Origin of the sequence: Streptococcus sanguinis (assembly GCF_026781265.1) — a bacterium.
GTDB classification, from domain to species: Bacteria; Bacillota; Bacilli; order Lactobacillales; family Streptococcaceae; genus Streptococcus; species Streptococcus sanguinis_T.
Map to the genome: position 1 here is coordinate 108,245 of NZ_JAKUVC010000009.1, position 26,670 is coordinate 134,914.

The 26,670-nt window shown below is 42.9% G+C and carries 27 protein-coding genes; 26 read left to right on the forward strand and 1 reads right to left on the reverse strand.

What is annotated here, in order from left to right:
- Positions 1-207: 207 nt before the first annotated feature.
- The 21 genes from nrdD to MK370_RS09815 all read left to right on the forward strand — a co-directional run bounded on the left by nrdD (position 208) and on the right by MK370_RS09815 (position 21,380).
- Positions 208-2,403 carry an anaerobic ribonucleoside-triphosphate reductase gene (gene nrdD, locus MK370_RS09715; protein ID WP_268685124.1) on the forward strand — a complete coding sequence of 732 codons (2,196 nt, stop codon included), beginning with the start codon at positions 208-210 and terminating at the stop codon, positions 2,401-2,403.
- Between the two features lies 1 nt (position 2,404).
- The gene (locus tag MK370_RS09720) at positions 2,405-2,545 is read left to right on the forward strand and encodes a hypothetical protein (protein WP_002894059.1); all 141 of its coding nucleotides are present in this window, start codon (positions 2,405-2,407) and stop codon (positions 2,543-2,545) included.
- Between the two features lie 52 nt (positions 2,546-2,597).
- Positions 2,598-3,095 (forward strand): GNAT family N-acetyltransferase, encoded by a 498-nt coding sequence (locus tag MK370_RS09725; protein WP_268685098.1) that lies wholly within the window; start codon positions 2,598-2,600, stop codon positions 3,093-3,095.
- A gap of 9 nt (positions 3,096-3,104) precedes the next feature.
- Positions 3,105-3,623, forward strand: a complete 519-nt coding sequence (locus MK370_RS09730; RefSeq protein ID WP_268685099.1) for a GNAT family N-acetyltransferase — start codon at positions 3,105-3,107, stop codon at positions 3,621-3,623.
- Positions 3,620-4,219, forward strand: a complete 600-nt coding sequence (nrdG, locus tag MK370_RS09735) for an anaerobic ribonucleoside-triphosphate reductase activating protein (protein ID WP_268685100.1) — start codon at positions 3,620-3,622, stop codon at positions 4,217-4,219. The genes MK370_RS09730 and nrdG overlap by 4 nt, the downstream gene beginning before the upstream one ends.
- A 203-nt stretch (positions 4,220-4,422) precedes the next feature.
- Positions 4,423-5,931, forward strand: coding sequence for an LCP family protein (locus tag MK370_RS09740; RefSeq protein WP_268685101.1), 1,509 nt, complete (start codon positions 4,423-4,425; stop codon positions 5,929-5,931).
- Positions 5,928-6,659, forward strand: a complete 732-nt coding sequence (gene cps4B, locus MK370_RS09745) for a capsular polysaccharide biosynthesis protein Cps4B (protein WP_268685102.1) — start codon at positions 5,928-5,930, stop codon at positions 6,657-6,659. Before MK370_RS09740 ends, cps4B begins: the two co-directional genes overlap by 4 nt.
- Positions 6,660-6,666: 7 nt before the next feature.
- On the forward strand, positions 6,667-7,362 hold the full coding sequence (locus MK370_RS09750; RefSeq protein ID WP_268685103.1) for a Wzz/FepE/Etk N-terminal domain-containing protein: 696 nt from the start codon (positions 6,667-6,669) through the stop codon (positions 7,360-7,362).
- A 10-nt stretch (positions 7,363-7,372) separates the two neighbouring features.
- Positions 7,373-8,071: a polysaccharide biosynthesis tyrosine autokinase gene (locus tag MK370_RS09755; RefSeq protein WP_268685104.1), complete on the forward strand. Its 699-nt coding sequence runs from the start codon at positions 7,373-7,375 to the stop codon at positions 8,069-8,071.
- A 38-nt stretch (positions 8,072-8,109) separates the two neighbouring features.
- Positions 8,110-9,912: a polysaccharide biosynthesis protein gene (locus MK370_RS09760; protein WP_002928279.1), complete on the forward strand. Its 1,803-nt coding sequence runs from the start codon at positions 8,110-8,112 to the stop codon at positions 9,910-9,912.
- A 15-nt stretch (positions 9,913-9,927) separates the two neighbouring features.
- Positions 9,928-10,533: a sugar transferase gene (locus tag MK370_RS09765; protein WP_004185165.1), complete on the forward strand. Its 606-nt coding sequence runs from the start codon at positions 9,928-9,930 to the stop codon at positions 10,531-10,533.
- 6 nt (positions 10,534-10,539) lie between these two features.
- Positions 10,540-11,400 (forward strand): NAD-dependent epimerase/dehydratase family protein, encoded by an 861-nt coding sequence (locus MK370_RS09770; RefSeq protein ID WP_268685105.1) that lies wholly within the window; start codon positions 10,540-10,542, stop codon positions 11,398-11,400.
- Positions 11,401-11,410: 10 nt separating this feature from the next.
- Positions 11,411-12,244 carry a glycosyltransferase gene (locus MK370_RS09775; RefSeq protein WP_326845090.1) on the forward strand — a complete coding sequence of 278 codons (834 nt, stop codon included), beginning with the start codon at positions 11,411-11,413 and terminating at the stop codon, positions 12,242-12,244.
- A 90-nt stretch (positions 12,245-12,334) separates the two neighbouring features.
- Positions 12,335-13,294 carry a glycosyltransferase family 2 protein gene (locus tag MK370_RS09780; protein WP_268685107.1) on the forward strand — a complete coding sequence of 320 codons (960 nt, stop codon included), beginning with the start codon at positions 12,335-12,337 and terminating at the stop codon, positions 13,292-13,294.
- A 5-nt stretch (positions 13,295-13,299) separates the two neighbouring features.
- Positions 13,300-14,223, forward strand: a complete 924-nt coding sequence (locus MK370_RS09785) for a LicD family protein (RefSeq protein ID WP_268685108.1) — start codon at positions 13,300-13,302, stop codon at positions 14,221-14,223.
- Complete coding sequence (locus MK370_RS09790) at positions 14,223-15,548, forward strand: O-antigen polymerase (RefSeq protein WP_268685109.1); 1,326 nt, start codon at positions 14,223-14,225, stop codon at positions 15,546-15,548. The genes MK370_RS09785 and MK370_RS09790 overlap by 1 nt, the downstream gene beginning before the upstream one ends.
- Positions 15,545-16,267 carry a 2-C-methyl-D-erythritol 4-phosphate cytidylyltransferase gene (gene ispD / locus MK370_RS09795; protein WP_002894037.1) on the forward strand — a complete coding sequence of 241 codons (723 nt, stop codon included), beginning with the start codon at positions 15,545-15,547 and terminating at the stop codon, positions 16,265-16,267. Before MK370_RS09790 ends, ispD begins: the two co-directional genes overlap by 4 nt.
- Positions 16,248-17,333: an NAD-dependent epimerase/dehydratase family protein gene (locus MK370_RS09800; RefSeq protein ID WP_268685110.1), complete on the forward strand. Its 1,086-nt coding sequence runs from the start codon at positions 16,248-16,250 to the stop codon at positions 17,331-17,333. Before ispD ends, MK370_RS09800 begins: the two co-directional genes overlap by 20 nt.
- A gap of 10 nt (positions 17,334-17,343) precedes the next feature.
- Complete coding sequence (locus tag MK370_RS09805; RefSeq protein WP_268685111.1) at positions 17,344-18,753, forward strand: lipopolysaccharide biosynthesis protein; 1,410 nt, start codon at positions 17,344-17,346, stop codon at positions 18,751-18,753.
- A gap of 451 nt (positions 18,754-19,204) precedes the next feature.
- Positions 19,205-20,221 carry a UDP-glucose 4-epimerase GalE gene (gene galE, locus MK370_RS09810; protein WP_268685112.1) on the forward strand — a complete coding sequence of 339 codons (1,017 nt, stop codon included), beginning with the start codon at positions 19,205-19,207 and terminating at the stop codon, positions 20,219-20,221.
- A gap of 184 nt (positions 20,222-20,405) precedes the next feature.
- Positions 20,406-21,380, forward strand: coding sequence for an acyltransferase family protein (locus tag MK370_RS09815; protein ID WP_268685113.1), 975 nt, complete (start codon positions 20,406-20,408; stop codon positions 21,378-21,380).
- A 118-nt stretch (positions 21,381-21,498) separates the two neighbouring features.
- Here the strand turns inward: MK370_RS09815 and MK370_RS09820 are convergent, their stop codons facing one another.
- Positions 21,499-22,371 carry an RluA family pseudouridine synthase gene (locus MK370_RS09820; protein WP_268685114.1) on the reverse strand — a complete coding sequence of 291 codons (873 nt, stop codon included), beginning with the start codon at positions 22,369-22,371 and terminating at the stop codon, positions 21,499-21,501.
- Between the two features lie 176 nt (positions 22,372-22,547).
- On the opposite strand from MK370_RS09820, the gene pbp2a reads away from it, so the two are divergent.
- The 5 genes from pbp2a (at position 22,548) to rplC (ending at position 26,666) form a co-directional block, all read left to right on the forward strand.
- Entirely contained in the window at positions 22,548-24,776 is a 2,229-nt protein-coding gene (gene pbp2a / locus MK370_RS09825) for a penicillin-binding protein PBP2A (protein ID WP_268685115.1), read from the forward strand.
- 68 nt (positions 24,777-24,844) lie between these two features.
- Positions 24,845-24,997, forward strand: coding sequence for a 50S ribosomal protein L33 (gene rpmG, locus MK370_RS09830; protein WP_002894024.1), 153 nt, complete (start codon positions 24,845-24,847; stop codon positions 24,995-24,997).
- A 9-nt stretch (positions 24,998-25,006) separates the two neighbouring features.
- Entirely contained in the window at positions 25,007-25,186 is a 180-nt protein-coding gene (gene secE, locus MK370_RS09835; RefSeq protein WP_002894022.1) for a preprotein translocase subunit SecE, read from the forward strand.
- A gap of 461 nt (positions 25,187-25,647) precedes the next feature.
- A complete protein-coding gene (gene rpsJ / locus MK370_RS09840; RefSeq protein WP_002894478.1) occupies positions 25,648-25,956 on the forward strand; it encodes a 30S ribosomal protein S10 in 309 nt (102 codons plus the stop codon).
- A gap of 83 nt (positions 25,957-26,039) precedes the next feature.
- On the forward strand, positions 26,040-26,666 hold the full coding sequence (gene rplC / locus MK370_RS09845; RefSeq protein WP_002894479.1) for a 50S ribosomal protein L3: 627 nt from the start codon (positions 26,040-26,042) through the stop codon (positions 26,664-26,666).
- Positions 26,667-26,670 lie beyond the last annotated feature (4 nt).

Sequence of the window (26,670 nt, forward strand, 5' to 3'; positions counted from 1 at the left end):
GTTGTGTCTAAAGTTAAAAATTAACTTTTTTGCCACAATATATTGATTTTTAATTTTAACGTGCTATAATGAGTCTTGTATCGACTTATTTAAAAAATACTGTTCTTTGGATGAAGAGCTATCGGAGAATTCCTAGAAATACCTCCCTAGCTATCTGGTCTGAAGAGGCTTTATTTGTCCTAAGGGCAGGAAAAGGAAGTGTTCATGATGATTTTAAGGGAAGAGAAGTTTGAAACTGCTCCAGCGATTTATGTGGAGAAGCGGGATGGCCGCAGGGTGGCTTTTGATGTGTCAAAGATCTATAAGGCTATGGTGCGGGCAGCTCAGGAAGTCGGTCCGCTGAATCCGATGCTGGAAGCCAAGCTAGAAGCTATCACAGACCGCATTGTTGCAGAAATTAGCAGTCGCTTCGCTAAGTATGTCAAAATATATGAGATTCAGAATATCGTTGAGCATGAGCTTTTAAATGCCAAGGAATATGCCATTGCGGAGAACTACATCACTTACCGCACCCAACGGGATTTTGAGCGCTCAAAAGCGACAGACATCAACTTTACTATTGACAAGCTCCTTAACAAAGATCGTACGGTGGTTAACGAGAATGCCAATAAGGACAGTGATGTTTTCAATACCCAACGGGATTTGACAGCCGGGATTGTCGGCAAATCCATTGGGCTTAAGATGCTGCCGCCTCATGTGGCCAACGCCCACCAGAAGGGGGACATCCACTACCATGATTTGGACTACAGCCCTTATACACCGATGACGAACTGCTGTCTGATTGACTTTGACGGCATGCTGAAAAATGGCTTCAAGATTGGGAATGCAGAAGTAGAGAGTCCCAAGTCTATCCAGACTGCGACAGCGCAAATCTCACAGATTATTGCCAATGTAGCTTCCAGCCAGTATGGAGGTTGCTCAGCGGACCGAATTGACGAAGTCTTGGCGCCCTATGCTAAGCTTAATCACCAAAAGCATCTCAAGGATGCGGAGCAATGGGTTTTGCCGGATAAGCAGGAAGAATACGCCTGGGCGAAGACCAAGAAAGACATCTACGATGCCATGCAGTCGCTGGAGTATGAGATTAATACCCTCTTTACCTCTAATGGTCAGACTCCTTTTACTTCGCTGGGCTTTGGTCTGGGCACCAATCGTTTTGAGCGGGAAATTCAGAAGGCCATTCTCAATATCCGTATCAAGGGACTGGGAAGCGAGCACCGCACAGCAATTTTCCCTAAGCTGATTTTCACCCTGAAGCGTGGGCTCAATCTCGAGCCGGGAACGCCGAACTACGATATCAAAGAACTGGCTCTGGAGTGTGCCACTAAGCGCATGTATCCAGATGTCCTTTCCTATGACAAGATTATCGACTTGACTGGATCGTTCAAGGTGCCGATGGGCTGCCGTTCTTTCCTGCAAGGCTGGAAGGATGAAAATGGCCAGGAAGTCAACTCTGGCCGTATTAATCTGGGTGTCGTTACTGTCAATCTGCCGCGGATTGCGCTTGAGTCCGAGGGGGATTTAGATAAATTCTGGGAACTTTTTAACGAGCGGATGAATATCGCTGAAGATGCTTTGGTCTACCGGGTGGAGCGGACCAAAGAAGCCAGTCCAGCCAATGCGCCGATTCTTTATCAGTATGGGGCTTTTGGCCAACGCTTGGGCAAGTATGATCAGGTAGACCAGCTCTTTACTCACCGTCGTGCAACGGTTTCCCTAGGTTATATCGGTCTGTATGAAGTGGCAGCAGTCTTTTACGGCGGCGACTGGGAGACCAATCCTGAAGCCAAGGACTTTACGGTTGCTATTGTCAAAGATATGAAGCGCCGGGTGCAAGAGTGGTCAGATCAGTATGATTATCATTTTTCTGTCTACTCGACGCCATCTGAAAGTCTGACCGACCGTTTCTGTCGCTTGGATACAGAGAAGTTTGGGGTTGTTCCGGATATTACTGACAAGGAATACTATACTAACTCCTTCCACTACGATGTGCGCAAGAATCCAACGCCATTTGAAAAGCTGGACTTTGAGAAGATTTATCCTGAAGTGGGTGCTTCAGGCGGCTTTATTCACTACTGTGAATATCCTGTGCTGCAGCAAAATCCAAAGGCACTGGAAGCAGTTTGGGACTATGCCTATGATCGGGTCGGCTATCTGGGAACCAATACACCGATTGACCGCTGTTACAAGTGTAACTTTGAGGGGGACTTCACGCCGACCGAGCGGGGCTTTACCTGTCCAAACTGCGGCAACAGCGATCCCAAGACGGTCGATGTGGTCAAGCGGACCTGCGGTTACTTAGGAAATCCTCAAGCCCGTCCGATGGTCAATGGCCGACACAAGGAAATATCAGCTCGGGTCAAGCACATGAATGGCTCGACTATTAAGTACGAAGGGAATTAAGATGGGAAAGTATCAATTGGACGACAAAGGAAAGGCTCAGGTGCAGCGTTTCCATGAAAAACATTCGCAGGGAGGCAGCGGCAAAAAAGAACGATTGGCCAAACTGCGTCAGCAATTTTTAGAAAAGAACAAGAAACAATAGAAGTCAGAGTGGGGCGCAAGGCGGTCTCACTCTCTTCGTATCAGGAGGAAGTATGGAACTGAGACGACCGAAGCTAGAAGAAAAGGAAAAGATTTTAGAGATGCTGGCTGACTTTGAAGCAGCTGGCAGCCGGCAGGACGGCTTCTTTGGCGGAGCGGATTTTGCCTATGAGGACTGGCTGGAGACGATTCAGCTAGCTGAGGCAGGTCTAGGCTTGCCGCAAGGTTTTGTGCCTTACATCCAACTAATCTCTTTTGCTGCGGATGGTCAGGCTGTGGGTTTTCTCAATCTGCGCTTGCGGCTCAATGACTATTTGCTCCAAGAAGGCGGGCATATCGGTTACAGTATTCGTCCGTCTGCGCGTGGGCAAGGATTGGCCAAAGAGCAGCTGCGACAAGGCTTGCAAGTAGCCAAAAGTAAAAATATTAGACAAGTCCTAGTGACTTGCGATAGTGACAATGCTGCCAGTCGAGCAGTGATTCTGGCTAATGGCGGAGCTTTAGAGGATGTTCGAGGCGGGAAAGAGCGTTATTGGATTGATATAGATTGAGGAAAGCCTATGAAGTTACGACGACCAACTTTGGAAAATAAAGACGCGATTTTAGAGGTGATTGCGGAGTTCGATGCAGCAAAATCCTATATGCACGGTGGCATGGGCTCCACTTGGAAACGAGCAAAGGATTATGAGGATTGGTTAAAAATTGTAGAGCAGCAGGAGGATGCTGCTAATTTGCCAGCAGGCTGGGTTGCTGCCATTCAATTTTTATCCTTTGATGAGACCGGCTTGCCTCTGGGCTTTTTAGCTCTGCGCTTGTCTTTGAATGACAAATTATTTGTGGAGGGCGGGCATATTGGCTATTCCATCCGCCCCAGTCAACGCAGAAAGGGCTTGGCTAAGTTGCAGCTAAAGCTAGGGCTAGCAGAAGCTAGAAAGCAAGGATTAGAACGAGTGCTGATTACCTGCGATGAAGACAACGAAGCCAGCCGCCGCACCATTCTCTCTGCTGGCGGTGTTTATGAAAATACAATCGACAGAAGTCAGCGCTACTGGATAGAGCTAGATGGGGAGGTGTCATGAACAATCCCAAACCTCAAGAATGGAAAAGTGAGGAGCTGAGTAAAGGGCGAATCATTGACTATAAGGCCTTTAACTTTGTGGATGGCGAAGGTGTACGCAACTCCCTCTATGTCAGTGGCTGTATGTTTCACTGTGAGGGCTGCTATAATGCAGCAACCTGGTCCTTCAACGCTGGCATTCCCTATACCCAAGAGTTGGAGGAGCAGATTATGAAAGACTTGGCGGAGCCTTATGTGCAGGGACTGACCCTCCTAGGCGGCGAGCCTTTTATCAATACAGGTATTCTCCTGCCCTTGGTCAAGCGGATTCGGAGAGAGTTGCCGGACAAGGATATCTGGTCTTGGACGGGCTACACCTGGGAGGAGATGATGCTGGAAACGGAGGATAAGCTGGAGCTGCTGAGTTTGATTGACATTCTAGTGGACGGTCGTTTTGACCTTACCAAGAAGAATCTCATGCTACAGTTCCGCGGCTCTTCTAATCAACGCATCATTGATGTGCAGAAGTCCCTTGAGGCAGGCCAGGTAGTCATCTGGGACAAGCTTAATGATGGCCTCCAGGCCTATGAGCAAGTTGACAGAGATAAGATGCTTTAAAAAACAAGCAAAATACTGATATAAAAGAGGCTTCACCTCTTTTTCTGTTGCCAAAAACAGTATAAAATATCGGTTTTTCGAGAAGGGAGAAGGAATTTACTGAAAATTAATACAGACTGTCCTTTTTTGTCAACAAAATTTGAAAAAAACTAAAATATTTTTAAATATTTTAGTGTATCATAATGCATTTATGATATAATAAAATGTATTTATATCTCAGGGGAGAAAAAGGGAGAATTATGAATCATCATAGGAGAAATGTGCCTGCTTCTAAAAAGGGGAAGAAGCTTAGGCTCTTTAATGTAGCTTTACTGACATTGGTAAGCTTGGTTTCAGGTTTGCTTGTTTTTTCTATATTTAAAAATAATGTTCTGGCGTTTCATCACCTGAACCTTATTTTGTCTGCTCTTTTGGCGGCTGTTATTTTACTGGCAGCCTTCTTTATATGGAAAAATAAGTTCAAAGTCCTGACAACCTTACTTTTGCTTGTGACCTTACTGGTATCCTCAGGAGCTATGTACGGGGTCAAGGAGCTGATGGACTTGTCTAGAGGTGTGAACTCCACTTCAAATTACTCTGAAATTGAAATGGCAGTTTATGTCCGGGCAGACAGCGATAAATCAGATGTGACGCAACTGAAGAAGCTGACAGCTCCGACTGAAAATGGAGACAAGGACAATGTAACGGCTCTTCTGGACCACATCAAGAAGACTAAAAAGACAGAACTCACTGTAGAAAACAGCTCGTCTTATATCGCAGCCTACAATGCCCTCACCAATCAAGAGACCGAGGCCATTGCCCTCAATAGCTCGTTTGGAGACATGCTGGCTTCTCACGATGCTGATTATGCTTCAAAGATAAAGAAAATCTATACTTATAAAATCACTCGTCAAGTAGAGACCGGCAAGCGCAGGGATGATGCCAATGCGGATGTCTTCAATATCTATGTCAGTGGTATTGACACTTATGGGTCTATCTCATCTGTCTCACGCTCAGATGTCAATATCATCATGACAGTTAATCGCAAGACCAAGAAAGTCCTCTTGACTACAACTCCTCGTGATTCTTATGTGGCGATTGCAGATGGAGGAGGCGGACAGATGGACAAGCTGACCCATGCTGGGATTTACGGAGTGGATGCTTCTGTCCACACGCTGGAAAATCTTTACGGCATTGGCATTGACTACTATGTTCGTCTGAACTTCACTTCCTTCCTCAAGCTAGTAGACCTGCTGGGTGGGATTGATGTTGAAAATGACCAAGAATTTACCAGCCGACATGGTAATCATCATTTTCCAGTGGGGAAAGTCCATATGAACTCAGATCAGGCACTTGGCTTTGTTCGCGAGCGTTACTCCCTTCAGGGGGGCGACAATGACCGCGGGAAAAATCAAGAAAAGGTTATCGAAGCAGTCATTAAAAAGCTGACTTCAACCAGTGCTTTGAAGAACTACAATAAGATTATTTCCGGCTTGCAGGACTCTATCCAGACCAACATGGAGTTGCCTGTTCTTATGAATCTGGTCAATACCCAGCTGGAGTCAGGTGGAAGCTATCAAGTTCAGTCACAAGCCATCAGCGGAAACGGCCGTATGGATCTACCATCTTATGCTATGCCAGATTCCAATCTTTACATGATGGAAATCCAGCCAGAAAGCCTTGATAATGCTAAGGCAGCGATTCAGCAGGTAATGGAAGGAAAAACACCATGATTGACATCCATTCTCATATTATCTTTGATGTGGACGATGGTCCTAAGACCTTTGAGGATTCCAAAAAACTGCTGGAAGAAAGTTATCGACAGGGAGTTCGGACCATCATTTCTACCTCTCATCGCAGAAAGGGCATGTTTGAAACGCCTGAGGAGACCATTAGCGCTAACTTTAAAATGGTAAAAGAACTGGCAGAGCTTGTAGCGCCTGACTTGACGGTTCTCTATGGGGCAGAGATTTACTATACCAGTGATGTGGCGGATAAGTTGGAAAAGGGGATTGTCCCCAGTCTAGCTGGTACACGCTATGTGCTGATTGAGTTTAGCATGGCAACGCCTTATAAAGACATCCATACAGGTCTAGCTCAGATTTTGCGGCTTGGCTTGACACCAGTCGTGGCTCATATTGAGCGCTATCACTGCCTGGAAAATGATGAAAAGAAGGTGCAGGAACTCATTAATATGGGCTGCTATACTCAGATTAATAGCTCCAGTGTTCTGAAGCCTAAGCTGCTTGGAGACTCGCATAAATTTATGAAAAAACGGGCTCAGTTCTTTTTGGAGAGGGACTTGGTCCACTTTGTTGCCAGCGACATGCACAATCTAAGCCAGAGACCGCCCTTTATGAAAGAGGCCTTTTACATCGTCGCTAAGAAATACGGTTCCCGCCGGGCAGAAGCCCTCTTTGGCGGCAACCAAGCATTATTATTGAAAAATGAATTGATTTAGGGGAAAAATGGAAAAACAAGAAAAGCAAATCGTAGAAATCGATATTCTGTCCTTGCTGAGAGCCTTATGGTTGAAAAAGTTCACCATCGTATTGGGAGCTGTACTCTTTTCTTTGCTGGCTTTTGGCTACAGCGTCTTTATTGCTAAGAAAATGTATCAGAGCACCACACGCATCTATGTGGTTAGCCGTCAGAACGAAACGCAGGCAGCTTTGACCAATCAGGACCTGCAGGCGGGGGCTTACCTCGTTAAGGACTTTAAGGAAATTATTCTGTCACAGGCGGTTCTGTCACAGGCAATTAGTGAGTTGAAACTGCAAACTTCACCAAGAGAGCTGACGCGTCACATTACCGTTTCCGTTCCGGCGGATACTCGTATCGTTTCGATTACGGTTAAAGATGACAATCCAGAAGAAGCAGCTCGCATTGCCAATGCCTTTCGTAATATCGCCGCTGAGAAAATTATCGAGGTGACAAAAGTCCCTGATGTGACAACTTTGGAAGAAGCGACAGTCGCAGCAGAGCCGTCTTCACCTAATATTCGGCGTAATGTTATCTTAGGATTTTTAGGAGGCAGCGTCCTGATGTCGATCTTTATTATCGCGGTAGAAATCTTGGACGATCGGGTGAAGAAGCCAGAAGACATTGAAGAAGTCATGGGCTTGACGCTGTTGGGCGTTATCCCAGATATGAACAGAATGTAAGGGAGAGAAAATGGCAACCTTAGAATTAGTTAGGAAAAAAAGGAATCTTGTCAAACTAACCGAGGAATACTATAACGCTCTGAGCACTAATGTACAGCTGAGCGGAGCCAATATCAAGATGGTCGAAATAAGCTCGGTGACGGCAAATGAAGGAAAGTCTACAACCTCAGTCAATCTCGCGTCAGCCTTTGCCAGAGCTGGTCATAAGACCTTGCTGATTGATGCGGATATCCGTAACTCAGTCATGTCCGGTGTGTTTAGCAGTCAGAGAAAAGTATCAGGACTGACGGACTATCTGTCAGGACAGGCTGCCCTGCATGAAGTCATCAACGATACAGATATGGACAACCTAGATGTGATCTTATCTGGTCCAGTATCACCTAATCCGACGGGGCTTTTGCAAAGCAAGCAGTTTGAAGCGCTTTTGACTGACCTGCGTGTTCGTTATGACTACATCATCGTAGATACTTCACCGATTGGTCTGGTCATTGATGCGGCTATCATCGCTCAGAAATGTGATGCTAGCTTCTTGGTGACACAAGCAGGACATATCAAACGAAAAGCAGTCATGAAAGCTAAAGAGCAGTTGGAGCAAACGGGAACTCCTTTTTTGGGTGTTGTCCTCAATAAATATAACATTGATTTGGAACGCTATGGCGCCTACGGAACTTATGGGGGATACGGCAGCTATGGCAATTATGGGAAATAGGGAATAAAGAGTTTTAGGATAATTGGGAGATTAGGAACATGACAAGAGCGAGAAAAAGAGTCATCTTAATTATTGTTGATATTATTTTGCTCAGTATAAGTCAGGGGATTTCAAAATTCTTCTTAGCAAAATATGTCGGGATAACGGATTTATCTTTTGTCTCTATTTTAATGGGGATTATTGTACTATATTTGACATTTGCAACACTGTCGAATGTCTTTTCTACCATTACAAGGTATACAGATTACAAAACAATGTTTCGAGTTGGGGGCTCAATTTTGGGAGCTTACTCGATTGTATACATTGTAGAGAAAATCTTTTATGAATCCACAAACAGTAGATATATTGTCCTTTCTATGCTGCTATCGTTTTTGTTGGTTATTGCTTCAAGGCTGACTTGGCGGGAGATTCATGAATTCGTGCAGCACCCTTCAGCCTTACTGGGTAAGAAAGTAGATGGGACGAAGACCCTTGTTGTCGGTTCAGGGGATGGTGCTAGTCTTTTTATCAAGACAGCCCAGCAAAAATCAAAAGATTTGAAGATAGTCGCGATTGTGGATGATGATAAGAATAAGCAAAATACGTATCTTCATGGAGTAAAAGTTGTAGGAACAACTGAGCAGATACCTGAAATTGTAGGGAATTATGAAGTTGAACAAATTGTCATTGCCATTCCTTCGTTGGCTCCAGATGATTACGAGCGAATCGTAGAGTACTGCCAACAAACGGAGGTCAAGGTCAATGCCATGCCTAAGTATGAACAGGTGATTACGGGGAAACTATCTGTCAGCAAACTTCAGGAAATTGATATTGCAGATCTGTTAGGGCGTAAAGAAGTTAAGCTGGATCAGCAAAGTTTGAAGTCCAATATTAAATGCAAGACAGTTCTTGTTACGGGGGCAGGTGGCTCTATCGGCTCAGAACTTTGCCGTCAGATTGCTCAATTCTGCCCAGCTAGGCTCCTGCTTCTAGGTCATGGAGAAAATTCAATTTATTTGATTCACAAGGAGCTGTCAAGCCGTTATAAAGATGATATTGAGTTGATTCCAATCATTGCAGATATTCAAGATAGAGAGAGGATTTTCCATATTATGGAAACCTATCGTCCTGATCGAGTGTATCATGCAGCAGCTCACAAGCATGTTCCTTTGATGGAGTACAATCCGACAGAAGCGGTCAAAAATAATATCTATGGTACACGAAATGTAGCAGAAGCAGCAAAGGCAGCTGGTGTCGCGAAATTTGTTATGATTTCTACAGATAAGGCGGTCAACCCGCCTAATGTTATGGGGGCAACTAAGCGTGTGGCAGAAATGGTCGTGACCAGTTTAAATGAAGAAGGAAAGACTCTTTTCTCAGCTGTCCGCTTTGGGAATGTTTTGGGCAGCCGAGGTAGTGTTGTTCCTTTGTTCAAGGAGCAGATTGCCAAGGGAGGTCCTATCACCGTGACGGACTTTCGAATGACACGCTATTTCATGACCATACCAGAAGCCAGCCGCTTGGTGATTCAGGCTGGGGCCTTGATGCAAGGGGGAGAGGTTTTTGTCTTGGATATGGGCGAGCCTGTGAAAATTTTGGACCTAGCTAAAAAGATGATCACGCTCAGCGGCCATACTGAAGAGGAGATTCAGATTCAGGAAGCAGGTATTCGACCGGGTGAAAAGCTTTATGAAGAGCTCTTGTCCGCCAAGGAAAAGGTCAATGATCAAGTCTATGAAAAGATTTTTGTAGGGAATGTTCAGTCGTTGCCCAAGACCGAGGTGGATTCCTATGTGGACTCTCTTCTGACTCTTGGTGCAAATGACCTCAAGGATAGCCTGGTAAAGTTTGCACAGCAATAAGTTTTTAGGATAATCATGTATAAATTTTTTAAACGAACATTAGATATAGTCTTATCATTCTTAGGAATGATTGTCTTATCACCATTTTTTCTGCTTCTAGTACTTGCTATTAAATTGGATTCAAAAGGACCAGTTTTGTTCAAACAGAAGCGAATCGGTCTGCATAAGAAACACTTCTATATTTTGAAATTCAGAACGATGCGAATTGATACACCTAAGGATACCCCAACTCATTTGCTGGAAAATCCTGAGCAATGGATTACAAAGGTTGGAAAATTTCTTAGGAAGACGTCTCTGGATGAGTTGCCTCAGATTTGGAATATTTTTGTTGGTGACATGAGTATCATAGGTCCAAGACCGGCTCTTTGGAATCAGTATGATTTGATTGAAGAGCGAGACCGCTATGGAGCAAATGATGTTTTGCCAGGTCTGACGGGATGGGCTCAGATTCACGGGCGAGATGAGTTGCCGATTGCTAAGAAAGCTGAATTGGACGGCTACTATGTCCAGCATTTGTCTTTTGGATTGGATGTCCGCTGTTTCTTTGGCACCATTAAGAGTGTTGCTAAGAGCGAAGGAGTTGTCGAAGGCGGCACGGGAAATATGGAAAAGAAAGATTAAAGGCTGATGAAAAGAATATTAATTACGGGAGAGGGTAGCTATATCGGCCGGAGCTTTAAGAGGTATGTTTCTTCACGGGAGGATGTCCAGGTTGATGAGTTGGACGTCCGCGGAGAAACATGGAAGGAGAAAGATTTTTCGTCTTTTGATGTAATTTTGCATTTGGCGGCGATTGTCCATATCTCCAACCCATCAAAAGAGATGGAATCGGTATATAATCAAGTCAATACTCAGCTACCTTATGAATTAGCTCAAAAGGCTAGAGGCGAAGGTGTCAAACATTTTATCTTTATGAGCAGCATGAGCGTCTATGGCGAAGTTTTGGGAGATCGGGTTATCACAAAGGATACAGAAGAGCGTCCTGATTCTTTTTATGGCAAAAGCAAACTAGCTGCTGAGCAACTTCTGGCGGAATTGGAGAGCGAAGATTTCAAATTGGCAGTTTTACGGCCGCCTATGGTTTATGGTCATCAAGCTAAGGGAAATTATAAGCGATTGTCAAAGTTGGCTCAGAAACTACCAGTCTTCCCTTTGGTCCAGAATGAACGTAGTATGATTTATATTGATAACCTTTGTGAGTTTATCAGACTGATTGTTCAGAATCAAGACAGCGGTGTTTTCTATCCTCAAAATCAGGACTATGTCAATACCTCTCAGCTAGTCAAAGAAATAAAAAGGACTCATGGCCAGAGAGTAGTCTTGCTGCCTGCATTTAACTGGATTTTAAAAGGACTGTCCCGCTATGTTTCGACTCTGAATAAACTGTTTTCAGATTTAACTTATGAAAAAGAGATGTCTAGCTATTCTCAGTCTTATCAGGTAGCAGATTTTAGGAGGTCTATTGAGAAGACGGAGAAGGGAAACTAGTTTAGGATGATTGGGGGGATTGTTAGTGAAATTTTCGGTATTGATGTCTGTCTATCAGAAGGAGAATCCGGATTTCTTAAGAAAGAGCCTAAATAGCGTTCTTATAGAGCAGAACCACAAGCCAGATGAGCTTGTCCTTGTAGAGGATGGGCCGCTGACAGAAGTGCTGTATCAGACGATTCAAGATTTCAAGGAAAAATTTCCAGAGATGAAAGTTCTACCTTTAAAGGAAAATGTCGGATTGGGAGAAGCTTTGCATCGGGGAGTTGAGGCTTGCTCTTATGACTGGATTGCTAGAATGGATACAGATGACATTGCGACACCGGACCGTTTCCAGCAACAAGTGGACTATATTGAGCAGCATCCGCAGTTAGATGTTTTGGGTGGCAATATCATAGAATTTGACATGGAACCAGATCAAATAGTAGCAGAGAAACAAATGCCGCTTTCCCATGAAGAGATTATCAAAAGGTTGCAGCGGAGAAATCCTTTCTGTCACATGACGGTATTTTTCAAGAAATCATCTGTTTTAAAAGCAGGCAATTACAAGCCCTTGCCTTTAGTGGAAGACTATTATCTTTGGGCGAGAATGGCTGCTCAGGGCTGTCGTTTCGCCAATCTTAATCGGGTTTTGGTTTATGCTCGTGTCGGAAACGGCATGCATACGAGAAGAAGCCAGACAGAGCAGATTGCCAGCTGGAAAGTAGTCAATACTTTTTTGCTGTCACATGGTATGTTGAACCGAGGGCAATATTATCAAAATATGTTGATGATTCGTGCTTTTGTGGGAACGCCTATTTGGATAAAAGCGTTCATTTATAAGTATCTGCTTAGAAGAAAGTAATGACTTTACAGACAGAGCAGTCTAGCTTAGATAGGGAGAAAGCTAGAAGTTAGGGGGATATAGGATGAAAAGTTTAGGAAGGAGGGAGAAATGATTTCTGTCGTGATGGCGACCTATAATGGGGCGGATTTTATTTTGGAGCAACTAGACTCTATCCGCACTCAAAAGCTGAAGCCTGATCAGGTCATTATCTGTGATGACTGTTCGACAGATCGGACAGTGGTGCTAATCAGGGACTACATCACCAAGCATCAACTGACTGATTGGCAGCTGATTGAAAATCAGGAAAATTTGGGTCATTATCAAACTTTTATAAAATTAGCGAGTTTGGCTGAGCACGATATTGTTTTTTTCGCTGATCAGGATGATAAATGGCTGCCTGATAAAACAGCTGCCTTGCAGAAAGTACTGTTAGAAACAGGTGCTGCTATGGTGTATGGCCAGTCTTACTTGATTGATCAAAATGGTCAGGTCATCAAGGAGCCCAAGGTTTCAGGAGAATGTCGAGAAAGAAATCTAGCTTGGCTTCTGAAAAATTGGCCGTCAGGTTATCAGACAGCTTTTAGAAAGTCGGTACTGACGGATATTTTGCAGCAGCAGTATACGGATTATCCTGGATTTGACTATCATGATGTTTTATTTGGTATGCTGGCTCCATTGTATGGAAAAGTTGTTTGCTTGGACCAGCTTCTAGATCAGCATCGCATTCATCAGGCAAATGTAACCCAGTCTGCGTCGTCGCTCAGTTTTAACAAAACAAGGTTATCTAGGATTAACTATTTACAGAAGGTCATCAGTCGCTATGAGTCCGTGCAAAAAATCGCAGAAGAGCGTCAGATTTCTGAGGCGGCTCATCGCCAGCTTGCTAGGGCTTTGGCCTTGGCCAATCTTAGACTGAAATTCTTACAGTCTAGAAATCCATTTTGGGCTTTGGGCCTGATGTTTCAAATAAGGGAGTATCGAACAATAAAAGATTTCATCAGTGATTTGGTATACACCTACTCACTGAATGGACTTGCTAGGAGATTATTGAAAAAGTTTGGGAGGTAAGAAAAATGAGAGGAACCAGTAAGATTGAATGGGAGTTGGCTTTGGGAGAACGCTTCAGTCCCATGTATCAAAAAATTACGGATGATAAATTAAAGGTTTTACAAAAAGCCTATTTACAAATGTATAAAAAGTTTGATGCAGAGTGTCGTCGGCATCATATTCATTCCTACATGGTTGCAGGGACCTTGATTGGTTCTTTGCGACATGGGGGCTATATCCCTTGGGACGATGATATCGACTTGGTGATGTTCCGAGAGGACTACAATCGTCTGCAGGAAATCTTTGCGGACAGCGTGGACTTCGAGTTGATTTCTCCTGCGGATGCGACAGACAGTGTCTTTAAGGTTCTAAAGCTGCAGAGCAAGTCACTGACCTACTATGATGTTTTAGGAGAAGGTTTCAGTAAAAAGAAACATCTTTATCTTGATATGCTGCCAATTGACTTTGTCCCAGAGAATAACATGCTTAGCAAGCTCAAGGGGCTTCTATTCAGAGCCTTGGATTTGTCACACAATAGCTCACGTTGCTATACGAAGTTTACTCCGCATCTGACCTATATGGCTAAAGAATCCAAAGAACTCAGACAAAATCTTTGGATCAGAAGACTGATAGGCTTCCCTTCTTTTATCATGGGGCCGGCTAATATGTATAAGTTGATGGAAAAACTCATCCAGTCTGATAAGAAGACTTCAAAAATAACAATTGCTTATGGTGTAAAAGGCTATTTGGGAGAGACTATTGACTATGAAAGTTTCTATCCAGCTAAGAAGTATTCCTTTGAAGGCTATGAGTTCGATGGACCTAATGATGCGGACAAGTATTTGACTAATCGTTACGGTGATTACATGACGCCGCCTGAAAAAAAAGAACAGACAGAACGTCATGTCAGACTGAGAGATAATTGGGTTGAATTAATAGAAGGAAGATAATGGTTTTTTTACTAATTTTGGGTGGCCTCTTCCTATTGTTTTTGACAATCAAAACAGTAGGAAGAGACTATGCTAACCCGGCTTTTATATATCTTGCAATATGGATGATAGCAAGCATTTTTACTGCATTTTATTCATCCAAATGGGGAGAGGGACTTTCTCTAATAACGGTCACTGTTATCTTTGTTGGAAATGCCATTTTTTTAATGGGAGTCCTCTTGTCATCGAATTTGTTTGCTGAGAGGAAGTTGGACGCCAAACCTAGCCAAATAAAGGTAAGTAATTTTTTCATTATTTTAGTTCTCTTGTTTTTGGCTTATGCGGTCAGGTTTATTTATTCCGATTTGCTTTACTTGGCGGCGCAGAGCAAGCAGGTACCGGGGGGATTGTTTAAAACCATTGAATTGGCTCGGCATATGACTACAAATTATAATTTCTCTCTTAGTCGTCTTAGCCTTAATTTGTTGCGGGTTAACTTTTCCTTAGGAATTGTTTTCTTCTACTTTTTCTGCGAGTCTATTTTTTCAGGAAAAGATGGCATTTTTTACAAGGGCAAGTTATTGCTAGTTAGTCTGATTTCTTTAGGTGTTTCCCTCTTGTCTACCGGACGTACGGAGTTGCTGGGCTTGGTTGCAGGCTATGCCATTGTGTATATGCTGTTTTTCTCGAAGTATTATTCGTGGAGAGACAGCAGGTATGGTGTAAAGCTTTTTCGCTCTTTGCTGATAATTGGCTTTGTATTCCTTGTCTTATTTATGGCGGTTGGAACCTTTGTTCTCAATCGAGTGGATAGTCGGGCAGAGTTCGGAATTTTGGATAATTTGGTTAAATATATGGGTTCACCCATTCAGGCTTTAGACTACTATCTGAAAAATCCTACTCTTTATAGCGATAATCAAGTCTTTGGAGAAAATACTTTTATTGCTATCTATGGAACATTGAAATCCCTCGGTCTGTCTAGCCATGAGCTGACACCTTTCTTGCCTGTTGTTCATTTTAACGACGATAAAACCAATGTTTATACCATTTATTACTACTTTATCAAGGATTTTGGTTATTTTTCAGTCCTTATCTTTCAGCTTTTATATGGCTTCTTTTACGGAAGTTTCTACTATTCTATCAAAAAACGCTATTTCACCCCGCTAAAGGTTATTGTTTTCGCTTTATTTGCGTATCCTTTGGTCATTTCATTCTTTCAGGAAACATTGCTGTCATTGCTGACAACCCATATTAATCGGATTATCTATGCTTTTGTGATTTATATGGCAGCTGATTTACTGAGTAGAGTACGATTTACAACGAGAGGAAGGAAAGTATCGGTATGACGACATCAGCTCTGATATTCGCAGGCGGCACAGGCAGCCGCATGAATACCAAGACCTTACCCAAGCAGTTTTTAGAGTTGCACGGTAAGCCTATTATTATTCATACGATTGAGCACTTTGAAGACCATCCGGCAGTATCGGACATTGTGGTTGTCTGTGTAGACGGCTGGCTGGATTATTGCAGAGATTTATTAGCTCGATTCAATATTAAAAAAGTCAGTCAAGTGGTTCCTGGTGGAGAGACTGGCCAAATGTCTATTTTTAATGGTCTATCTGTCTTACGGGAAAAGTACAAGAACGATGACGACTATGTGTTGATTCATGATGGTGTTCGTCCCTTGATTGACGGGGGAATCATTTCTAAAAATATTGAGGCAGCCAAAAAGTATGGGGCAGCTATTACGGTTAAGCCGGTTATCGAAACGGTCATTCAGGTCGATGAGGCGGATGTTATTAATCAGGTTATTGAGCGTTCCACTTGTCAGACAGCTGTCGCCCCTCAAACCTTCGCGCTTTCGAAGATTCACTCCCTGCATTTAAAAGCCCAGGCAGAGAATCAGTTTGATATGACGGATTCTGCGACGTTGGCTCGTTATTTTGGTCTCCCTCTGCATACAGTCATGGGGGGCAGCGAAAATATCAAAATTACGACTCCATCTGATTTTTATATCTTTAGAGCGATTTACGAAGCGCGTGAAAATGCACAAATTTTTGGTTGATATGGGAAATAATACAATTTTACAAAAGGATATGGAAGACCTAGCTGCTGTCAGTCCTATTCTCAGAGAACTGAGCAATGTTACAGTCTTGGTAACCGGAGCAACAGGACTTATAGGCAGACACTGTATTTCCGCTTTGATGGCTTTAAATGATTTGTACGAAGCTAATGTCAGAGTAGTGGCCTTGGCGCGAAATCATAAAAAAGCGGAAGCTCTATTTCAAGATTTTTTACATAGTGAGAATCTGCAGCTAGTGTATGCTGACTTGCTGTCAGATTGGCAGATAGAGGAGGAATTGGATTATATTATCCATGGAGCCAGTGCGACGGACTCCTCTTTTTTCGTTGAGCATCCTGTGGAGACAATTGATCTAGCCATAAATGGAACGAAAAAACTGCTGGATCTGGCTAAAAATAAGCAGGTTCGCAGTATGGTCTATCTCTCTTCTCTGGAAGTCTATGGGACGACAAGTCCTGATGCTTCCAGCATTAGCGAGAAAGATTACGGTTATTTGGATCCAACCAGTGTCCGTAGCAGTTATTCGGAAAGCAAGCGCATGGCAGAGTCCTTGTGTGTAGGCTATTGTCATCAGTATCAGGTGCCTGTTAGAATGGCTCGTTTGTCACAAACTTTTGGCCCAGGTGTGAGCTATGAAGACAACAGAGTTTTTGCACAGTTTGCGCGTGCTGTCCTTGAAAAGAGAGATATTGTCCTCCGAACTAAAGGAGAGACTGTTCGTAACTACTGCTATACCAAAGATGCTATTGAAGCCATATTTTACATTCTGCTGAAAGGCCAAGCAGGTCAAGCATATAATGTCGCCAATAAAGAGACGGCTATTTCCATTCGTGAGATGGCGGAAATGGTTATTGAACTAAGCGGTAGCAATGAAACAAAGTTAGTCTTTGATTTGGCAGAGGATGTGGAAAAGCTAGGCTATAATCCGACAGTTAAGATTCGTCTCAATACGGACAAGCTTGAGAGTTTGGGCTGGCAAGCTCATACTGATTTAGAAACCATGTTTTTACGGTTGATTGAAAGCATGGCATCAGATAGGAAGAAATAGGAGGGCTAATTTGTCTGGTGGATTTAAAAAAATAATAGCTAATTTTTCCTATGTCGTCTTGTCCAATTTGCTGACAGTAATAGTTTCTTCTCTGGTTGTCTTGATTTTGCCTAAGATTATGGGTGTAGAGGAGTATGGCTACTGGCAACTCTATATTTTCTATTTATCCTATGCCGGTTTTGTTCATCTGGGCTGGGTGGACGGAATCTACCTTCGCTACGGTGGTTTGGAGTATGATGATCTGGATAAAGAAAAGTTTTTCTCTCAGTTTCTCATGCTTTTGATCTATCTGACAGGGATTGGAATTTTATTTTTCTTAGGGACTTCTGCCTTTATTAGAGATGAGAGCAGTCGGTTTGTTTTTATACTTTTGGTTTATACCATGTTGGTCACCAATCTGCGATTTCTCTTTGTTTACGTTCTGCAGATGACTAATCGACTAAAGGAAAGTTCCTATGTTGTCAGTGGAGACCGGCTCCTCTATTTACTGCTCTTACTGGTCTTTATTTTCGTGGGTTTTCGAGACTTCAAGATTATGGTCTATGCAGATTTGATTGGTAGAGTTGTTTCTCTTTTTTATGCCATGTATCTATGCCGAGATATGGCTCTGCGACCTCTCTATCAGTTTAAGCTTGATATACAGGAAACGGTTCGCAATATTGCTGTCGGGATTAACCTGATGCTATCAAATGTAGCCAGTATGCTCATTATCGGAACGGTTAGAATGGGGATTCAAAAGGTATGGAACATTGCTACATTTGGGAAAGTATCCTTGACCCTGAGCATTTCCAATCTGCTGATGACCTTTATCAACGCTATCGGTTTGGTCATCTTTCCGATTTTGAAACGGACGGACGAAAGCAAGTTGCCTAAGATTTACAATCAGTTGCGGAATATCCTTATGGTTCTTATGTTTGGAGTGCTTTTGCTGTATTATCCCCTGAAAATAGCTTTGGACAGCTGGCTGCCGGCTTACAGAGAGTCCTTGATATTTATGGCTCTGGTCTTTCCTATGTCTGTCTACGAGGGCAAGATGGCTCTGCTTATAAATACCTACTTAAAAGCCTTACGAATGGAGAAGCAGATTTTTAAAGTAAATGTTATTGCCATGCTTTTAAGCTTTGCTACTACCTTGATTTTTGCAGTTTTTCTGCGCAATCTGAATGCTACAGTGCTGTCTATCGTGCTGCTGCTGGCGACTAGGAGTATACTGGCAGAGCTAATCTTAGCCAAGAGGATGCAGATCGAAGTCGTCAAAGATATCTGGGTTGAGTTGCTAATGACGCTTGTATTTATTGCTTCGAATTGGTTTTTATCAGTTTATCTAGCTGCTGCAGCTTACGGATTTGTCTATCTGACCTACAGCATTTACAAATACCAAAGTTTGAAAGGTCTGCTCCAACAATTGCGGGCTCGTTGATGCTCGAGAAATTATAAATAGTTTAACAATCTATATGCTAAGCCCTGTCTGGGCTTTTTAGGTTTGTAATGTAGCGTTAGTATACAAAGCTACTTATAAAGTTACTCTGGCTACAATCAGTTTGCTGAACTATACATTGTATATAGTGGAAATGAAAGACAATTTTTCCAGTAACTTATTGCGGATTATGGTATTTTTGAGAATAACTAGAAATTAGCTAAAATAATTCCGTTCTTTATGCCTGGGAATATAAATCGTTTTGCAAGTGATTCTACCATGAAGAGATTTCAAAAGGCATCAGGAGAGCAGAGCTATAGGGTAGCAAATTAGGCTAGTTTTTGGTATTTTTAGTAAGTGCAGAATTTGGCGGTCAACTTTGGGAAGAGAAATACCTGTTAGTTGCAATAGTAAAATTAAAGAGAACTTTAGGATTAGCAAGAAGAGGTGTCCTATGAAAAAAATTTTAGTTACAGGTGGAGCGGGGTATATAGGCAGTCACACAGTGGTTGAACTAGCCGCAGCGGGCTATGAAGCCATTATCGTGGATAACTTTTCGAATAGCTCACCAGAAGTGCTAGAGCGCTTAGAAACTATCACTGGTGTGAACATCCCGTTTTACAAGGGTTCGATTTCTGATAAAGATCTGATGAACCAGATTTTCGAAGACAATCACATTGATGCAGTCATTCATTTAGCGGCCTATAAATCAATAGAAGAATCGGTGCGGGAACCACTTAAATATTACGAAAATAATGTCAGTGCTGGTATTGCTCTTCTTGAAGTTATGAAAGAGCACAAGGTAGAACATATCATCTTTAGCTCCAGTGCCACGGTCTATGGAATGAATCATGGTTCATCCTTGACAGGAGATTTATCTATTTCAGCGACCAATCCCTACGGCCATACTAAGCTGATGATGGAACAGATTTTGACGGATCTCGCTCTTGCACATTCAGATTGGTCTGTAACCAATCTTCGTTACTTCAATCCAATTGGTGCTCACGAGTCTGGTCTGATTGGTGAGGATCCAAATGGAATTCCTAATAACCTTATGCCTTATATTACTCGGGTTGCGGTCGGTAAATTACAAGAGCTTAGCGTTTTCGGAAATGATTATGATACGCATGACGGTACAGGAGTGCGGGATTATATCCATGTAGTCGATTTAGCCAAGGGCCATGTTTTGGCTTTGAAACATAATTTAGAAAACAAGGGGGTCGCTGTTTTCAATCTTGGTACAGGGATTGGTTATAGTGTACTGGATATGGTTAAAGTCTTTGAAAATGTCAATGGTGTGAAAATTCCTTATACTATAAAGGATAGGCGACCTGGAGATGTGGCGACTTGCTATGCCGATGCAAGTAAAGCTAATGACATTTTGGGCTGGAAAGCAGAGAAAACTCTCCAAGATATGATGCGAGATTCTTGGAGATGGCAAAGCTCAAATCCTAATGGCTATGAAGGCTAATGTAAAATATCGGTCAGGTGAATAAAGCTCTTCTGTAATAGTGCAGAAGAGTTTTTTTGTATAAGAGCTGTCTTCTCCTACAGATGCAAAACTTTTTAAAGAATGTCATCAATTGATATGTTTTTTAATGGGCATGTAATCAGGTCTTGATGAGCTGTAATAATAAACATGCTATAATGTCTGCATGAAGACTGAAAACACAACTTTGCACGCTTTTAAGGCCCTAGCTTGCTTTAGTATTGTTTCCTTACACTTTCTTCTGCCGGGGCAATTTGGCGTTTTTTATCAAATTGTGGCTCGCTTTGCAGTTCCCTTTTTCATGATGCTGTCGGGCTATTTTTCCTTTAACATTTCCAGAGATAAGGTCAAGTATCGTCTCAAGCAGATGCTCCTTTTGACAGCTACCAATCTCCTTTTTTACGCGATTGTGCATTTTGTCAACCTAGTGCTGACCAGAGAGTTAACAGAAAAGATGGCAGCTATAGATCTATCTGATTTTGCGGACTTTTTCCTCTTTAACAGTCCCAGAGACTTGATTGGCTCGGCTGCTACGCCGACTTGGTATTTGCTAGCGATTTCCTATATCTACACGCTTTATTTGGTTTTTTATAAGCATTTTCACCGCTTGACTAGCTTTGGTGTGTCTCTGTTCTTGTTGGTTCTGGCGTTTTGTATCGAGTTCAATATTAGTGACACTCTGTACTATCGCAACTTCCTGTTTATGGGTCTTCCCTTTTTCATTCTAGGGATGCAGTTTGCCAAGCATCGGGATCGGATTTTAGTCTACGACTTGTCTTTTATCAGGAAATGGGCGATTGGTCTAGGAATAATTGGCTTGATTCTGCTTGAGTACTATTTCATGGGTACGGAGTATGACCTCTATCCTAGTACCCTTTTGTCTTCCAGTGCAATTTTCTTCTACGCGGTCAGAAATGGGAGCGATATTGACATTCCTGTTTTGAACAATATGGCTAAGAGATATGCCACCATGATTTATATCATTCATCCTTTCATTATCTTCATTTTCAAGTCGATAATGCCTCGGAATACCATTTACAGTTTTGGCTTTTTTATCATTTTCTTACTGTCTTACTTGCTGAGCATAGCTTTTCAGAAAGCCATCAGGCCCAGACTTATCAGTGCACTTCCAGCTCGGTGATGTAAGCTAGTATAGCTTATCCTCGCATTCACTCCAAACCAAAAGCAACAGATGATTTCTGTTGCTTTTCGTGGTTTATCTAGGATAAGGTTACAGTCTATCTCTCAGAGTAGAGCTTTTATGATTTCAGGCTGCTTAAGACCTTTTCAAAACTGTCGGAGCGAGCCTCGACAGTGATTTTTTCCAGAGTAAAAGGATGGGTGAAGGTCAGTCGATGAGCGTGGAGCATAAGCCGCCCTTGGGGTTGCGGATGATAGAGTGAGTCGCCGACCAGAGGATGTCCGTGGTGAGCCAGATGGACACGGATCTGATGGGTGCGGCCAGTCTTGAGTTGGCATTTGACCAAGGCAGCCTGTCCAAACTGCTTGAGCCGAGTCACATGAGTTTCTGCATAGAGTCCTTTCCGGGGGTCGACCAGCCGTTTCCTGCGGTCATGGCGGTCGCGGCCAATCTTGTCTTTATAGATAAGATTTTGGCTTGGAAACTTGCCTTGGACCAGAGTCCAATATTGGCGGCTGATTTCTCGCTTTTCCAGCAACCGATTGAGGATGGGCAGGACAAAGGGATTCTTGGCAAAGAGGACGGCACCGCTGGTTTCTTTATCCAGCCGGTGAACGACATAGCAGGTCTCACCGACATAGGCAGAAACATGATTAAGCAGGGCTAGCTCTGTTGGTTCATTAGCATGGGTTTTCATACCCTCAGGTTTATTGACGATGATGAGATGTTGGTCCTGATAGAGCTCTTCTACGAGTTCGCCATTTCCAAGCAAGATTGTTTTTTGAGGATAATCCTCTTCATCAAATATCAGACAGATGTCATCTCCGGGTTTGACTACAGTCTGCCAGTTGATAGCTAGGCCGTTGACGGACACATGCTTCTTGGTCCGTAGAAAGTGCCGAATTTTTCGTGGAATGAGAAATTGTTCTTCCAGCAGCTCTTTGACTGTCATGGCAGGCAGTACATCTGGGATAGTGAGTGTGAATTTCATACATTTATTGTAGCAGAAAGCTTGCTGTTTGGAAATAGGTAGTGTCGGATAAGGCTTGCTGCAGAGGCTTTTAAACGGCTATTTAATATACCCTTTTTCTTAAAAATAACTAAAAATCAGACGGGAAATAGGGTACTTTCTTGTCTGCACCTAAATAAGGTGATAAAATAAGGTTTATGAAGAATTTAAAAGATTTGTTTGAAAAATTAGTAGATTATTTTACCATACAGAAACCTCAAAAAGAAGCAGCAGAGGAGGTAGAGCTGACAGAAGAGCAGGCTAAGTCTGGACTCAGCCGTTCGGGCAAGGCCAAAAAGAAACCTCTCTCTCAGCACCCTATTCGCCGTTTTTGGCGCAGGTTTCATCTGACCAAGATATTCCTGATTCTCGGCTTGACCTTTAGTCTGGTGGTCGGCGGCTATCTCTTTTATGTGGCTAAGACGACCAATGTCAAGGATTTGCAGAATGCCCTCAAAGCTACCACGCTCATCTTTGATAAGGATGGCAATGAAGCAGGAAGTCTGTCTGGTCAGAAAGGGACTTATGTCGAGCTGACCGAGATTAGCCAAGACCTGCAGAATGCTGTCATCGCGACAGAGGACCGGACTTTCTATGAGAATGGCGGGATTAACTACAGTCGGTTTATTCTGGCTATCCTGACAGCCGGTCGTTCGGGTGGGGGATCCACCATCACCCAGCAGCTGGCCAAGAATGCCTATCTGTCTCAGGACCAGACCATTGAGCGGAAAGCCAAGGAATTTTTCCTGGCTCTGGAAATCAATAAGAAATACAGCAAGCAGGAAATCCTGACCATGTACCTCAATAACTCCTATTTTGGAAATGGTGTCTGGGGTGTGGAGGATGCCTCTAAGAAATATTTCGGAGTTTCGGCTAGCCAGCTCAGTCTGGACCAGTCGGCTGTTCTGGCTGGTATGCTCAAAGGCCCAGAGATTTATAATCCGCTGTATTCAGTTGAAAATGCGACCAATCGCCGCGATACGGTGCTGCAAAATATGGTTGCTGCAGGCTTTATTGATCAGGGGACGGCCGATCAGGCTGCCGCTGTAGGAATCGGTGGCCAGCTGGTTGATGCTTATGCCGGTAAGTCAGAAGACTACCGCTATCCTTCCTATTTCGATGCGGTCATCAATGAAGCGGTCAATGACTACGGCTTGACAGAAGAAGAGGTTGTCAATAATGGCTATCGCATTTACACGGAGTTGGATCAGAACTACCAAGCCAGCATGCAGGTTATTTACAGCAATGTCTCCCTCTTTCCTGTAGCAGAAGATGGCACTATGGCTGAATCAGGCAGTGTTGCCTTGGATCCCAAAACTGGCGGTGTCCGGGCATTAGTTGGACGAGTCAATAGTGCTGAGGGTTCAACTTTCAGAAGCTTTAACTATGCAACCCAGTCCTCTCGTAGCCCGGGTTCTACAATTAAGCCTTTGGTTGCTTATAGTCCGGCCGTCGCTGCTGGTTGGCCGACAGATAAGGAGCTGGATAATACCAGAACCACCTTTGGCGACTATACCATCAACAACTACGGCAATATCCAAAGTTCACCTACAGTTCCCATGTATCAAGCCTTGGCAGAATCTCTGAACATTCCGGCTGTTTCAACTGTGGACCAGTTAGGCATTAACAAGGCATTTGAGTACGGGAAAAAGTTTGGTCTAAATATGGATAAAGTCGATCAGACTTTGGGAGTAGCGCTAGGTGGCGGAGTCACGACCAATCCGTTGCAGATGGCTCAGGCCTACTCAGTCTTTGCCAACGGCGGCGTCATGAATGATGCCCATCTCATTACAAAAATTGAAAATGCTAGTGGTCAGGTCGTCAAGACCCATCGCCAAACCTCTACCCGGGTTCTTAATGGCTCAACTACTGACAAGATGAACAGCATGATGCTGGGGACTTTCTCGAACGGTACAGGTATCTATGCGGCTCCGTATGGTTATACTATGGCTGGTAAGACCGGTACGACTGAAACGGACTTTAACCCGGATCTATCAGGCGACCAATGGGTTATTGGCTATACGCCGGATGTGGTTATCAGCCAATGGCTAGGCTTTCCAAAAACTGACGAAACCCACTATCTGACTGGGACCAGCGCAAATGAAGCCTCGGCGGTTTTTCGAAATGTTGCCAATAGCATCCTGCCATATACAGAAGGAACTTCCTTTGAAGGGCAAAAGAATGCCTATGCTGCTAACGGCATTGCCCCTGTGGACACCTATGGTACCGAGGAAACAGGTACTACAACCGAAAATAAAGACTTCCTGCAGGACGTTCAGGATCGAGCTCAAAATCTGGTGGATGAAGCCAAGAAGGCTATTGATGATACCGGTCTACCTGAGAAAGCTAAGAATCTCTGGGATACTGTTACCAGCTGGTTTCAATAGGATTTAAAAGAACTGAACGACTTGTCAAAAGTATAGAATCCTGCTATAATAAGAAAGATGGAGGCGTTATGGCATTAAAAAAAGCGAGTCTAGCGTGTACAGTCTGTGGTTCTAGGAACTACTCGGTTAAGCTCAGTAGCACTCCAAAACCAACGCGTTTAGAAGTTAATAAATTTTGTAAGCATTGTAGTAAATACACCCTGCATAAAGAAACTAGATAGGAGATTGTTGTGAAATTCTTTAAAGATGTTTTTAAACTATTGAAAGATACAACTTGGCCTACCCGAAAAGAAAGATGGACAGATTTTATCTCTGTCATGGAATATACTGCATTCTTTGTAGTGATCATCTATATCTTTGACAAAGTAGTGGCAAGCGGTCTTTTCCAGATTCTGAATATTTTTTCTTAATGATTTAAGTAGAAATAAAAAAGGCTACAACAGGCATATCATTCAAAGTCCCACCTATTGTGAGTAGGTGGGATTTTTTTCTTTAAAGAATTTAAAGATTTTTATAGATATTGTCAGAAAGGGGCTCAAATGATATTTTAATTATATTAAGAGATGCTGTTAGATTATTTGAAACAACCGGAAAAATAAAATAATATTTAAATTTAAAAGAATTATTTTGCTTAAGGTTTATAAATAGAAACTTTTGATAATTTAACAAGAAATAAAAAAGTTATAAAAAATTACTCAAATCCCTTGCAATGACTGGTTCTTTGTGTTAAGATACTATGGTACTGTAAAAATACAGTGTGTAGCTTTGATGCAAGAGGTTGCGACACGCTCGGTTGCATTGCCACGCAATTGCCTGTCGGTTTTCTTGTGGAGCTAGCCTATTATCTTAAATAGACGAAAAGGAGAAAAAGATGGCAAACAAAAAAATCCGCATCCGTTTGAAAGCTTACGAACATCGTACACTTGATACAGCGGCTGCAAAAATCGTAGAAACTGCTACTCGTACTGGTGCTGAAGTTGCGGGTCCAATCCCACTTCCAACTGAGCGTAGCCTCTACACAATCATTCGTGCGACTCACAAATACAAAGACTCTCGCGAACAATTTGAAATGCGTACTCACAAACGCTTGATCGATATCATCAACCCAACTCAAAAAACAGTTGACGCTTTGATGAAATTGGATCTTCCAAGTGGTGTGAACGTAGAGATTAAACTTTAATCTAAAGCTTGATCTAAACCAGAGCATGAAAAACGCTCGTTAAAAACTTTTTGAAAAAATTATAGAAAAGGAAACATTTTCTCATGACAAAAGGAATCTTAGGGAAAAAAGTGGGAATGACTCAAATCTTCACTGAAGCTGGCGAATTAATCCCTGTAACTGTTGTTGAAGCAGCTCCAAACGTTGTTCTTCAAGTTAAAACAGTTGAAACAGATGGTTACAACGCAGTTCAAGTTGGTTTTGATGACCTTCGTGACGTATTGAGCAACAAACCTGCCAAAGGCCATGTAGCGAAAGCTAACACAGCTCCTAAGCGCTTCATTCGTGAATTCAAAAACATTGAAGGCTTGGAAGTAGGAGCAGAAATCACTGTCGATACATTCGAAGCTGGTGATGTTGTTGATGTAACAGGAACTTCAAAAGGTAAAGGTTTCCAAGGTGTTATCAAACGCCACGGCCAATCTCGTGGTCCAATGGCTCACGGTTCACGCTACCACCGTCGTCCTGGTTCAATGGGACCAGTTGCGCCAAACCGCGTCTTCAAAAACAAACGCTTGGCTGGACGTATGGGTGGCAACCGTGTAACGATTCAAAACCTTGAAATCGTACAGGTTGTTCCAGAGAAGAACGTTATCTTGATTAAAGGTAACGTACCAGGTGCTAAGAAATCTCTTATCACTATCAAGTCAGCAGTTAAAGCTGGTAAATAATAAA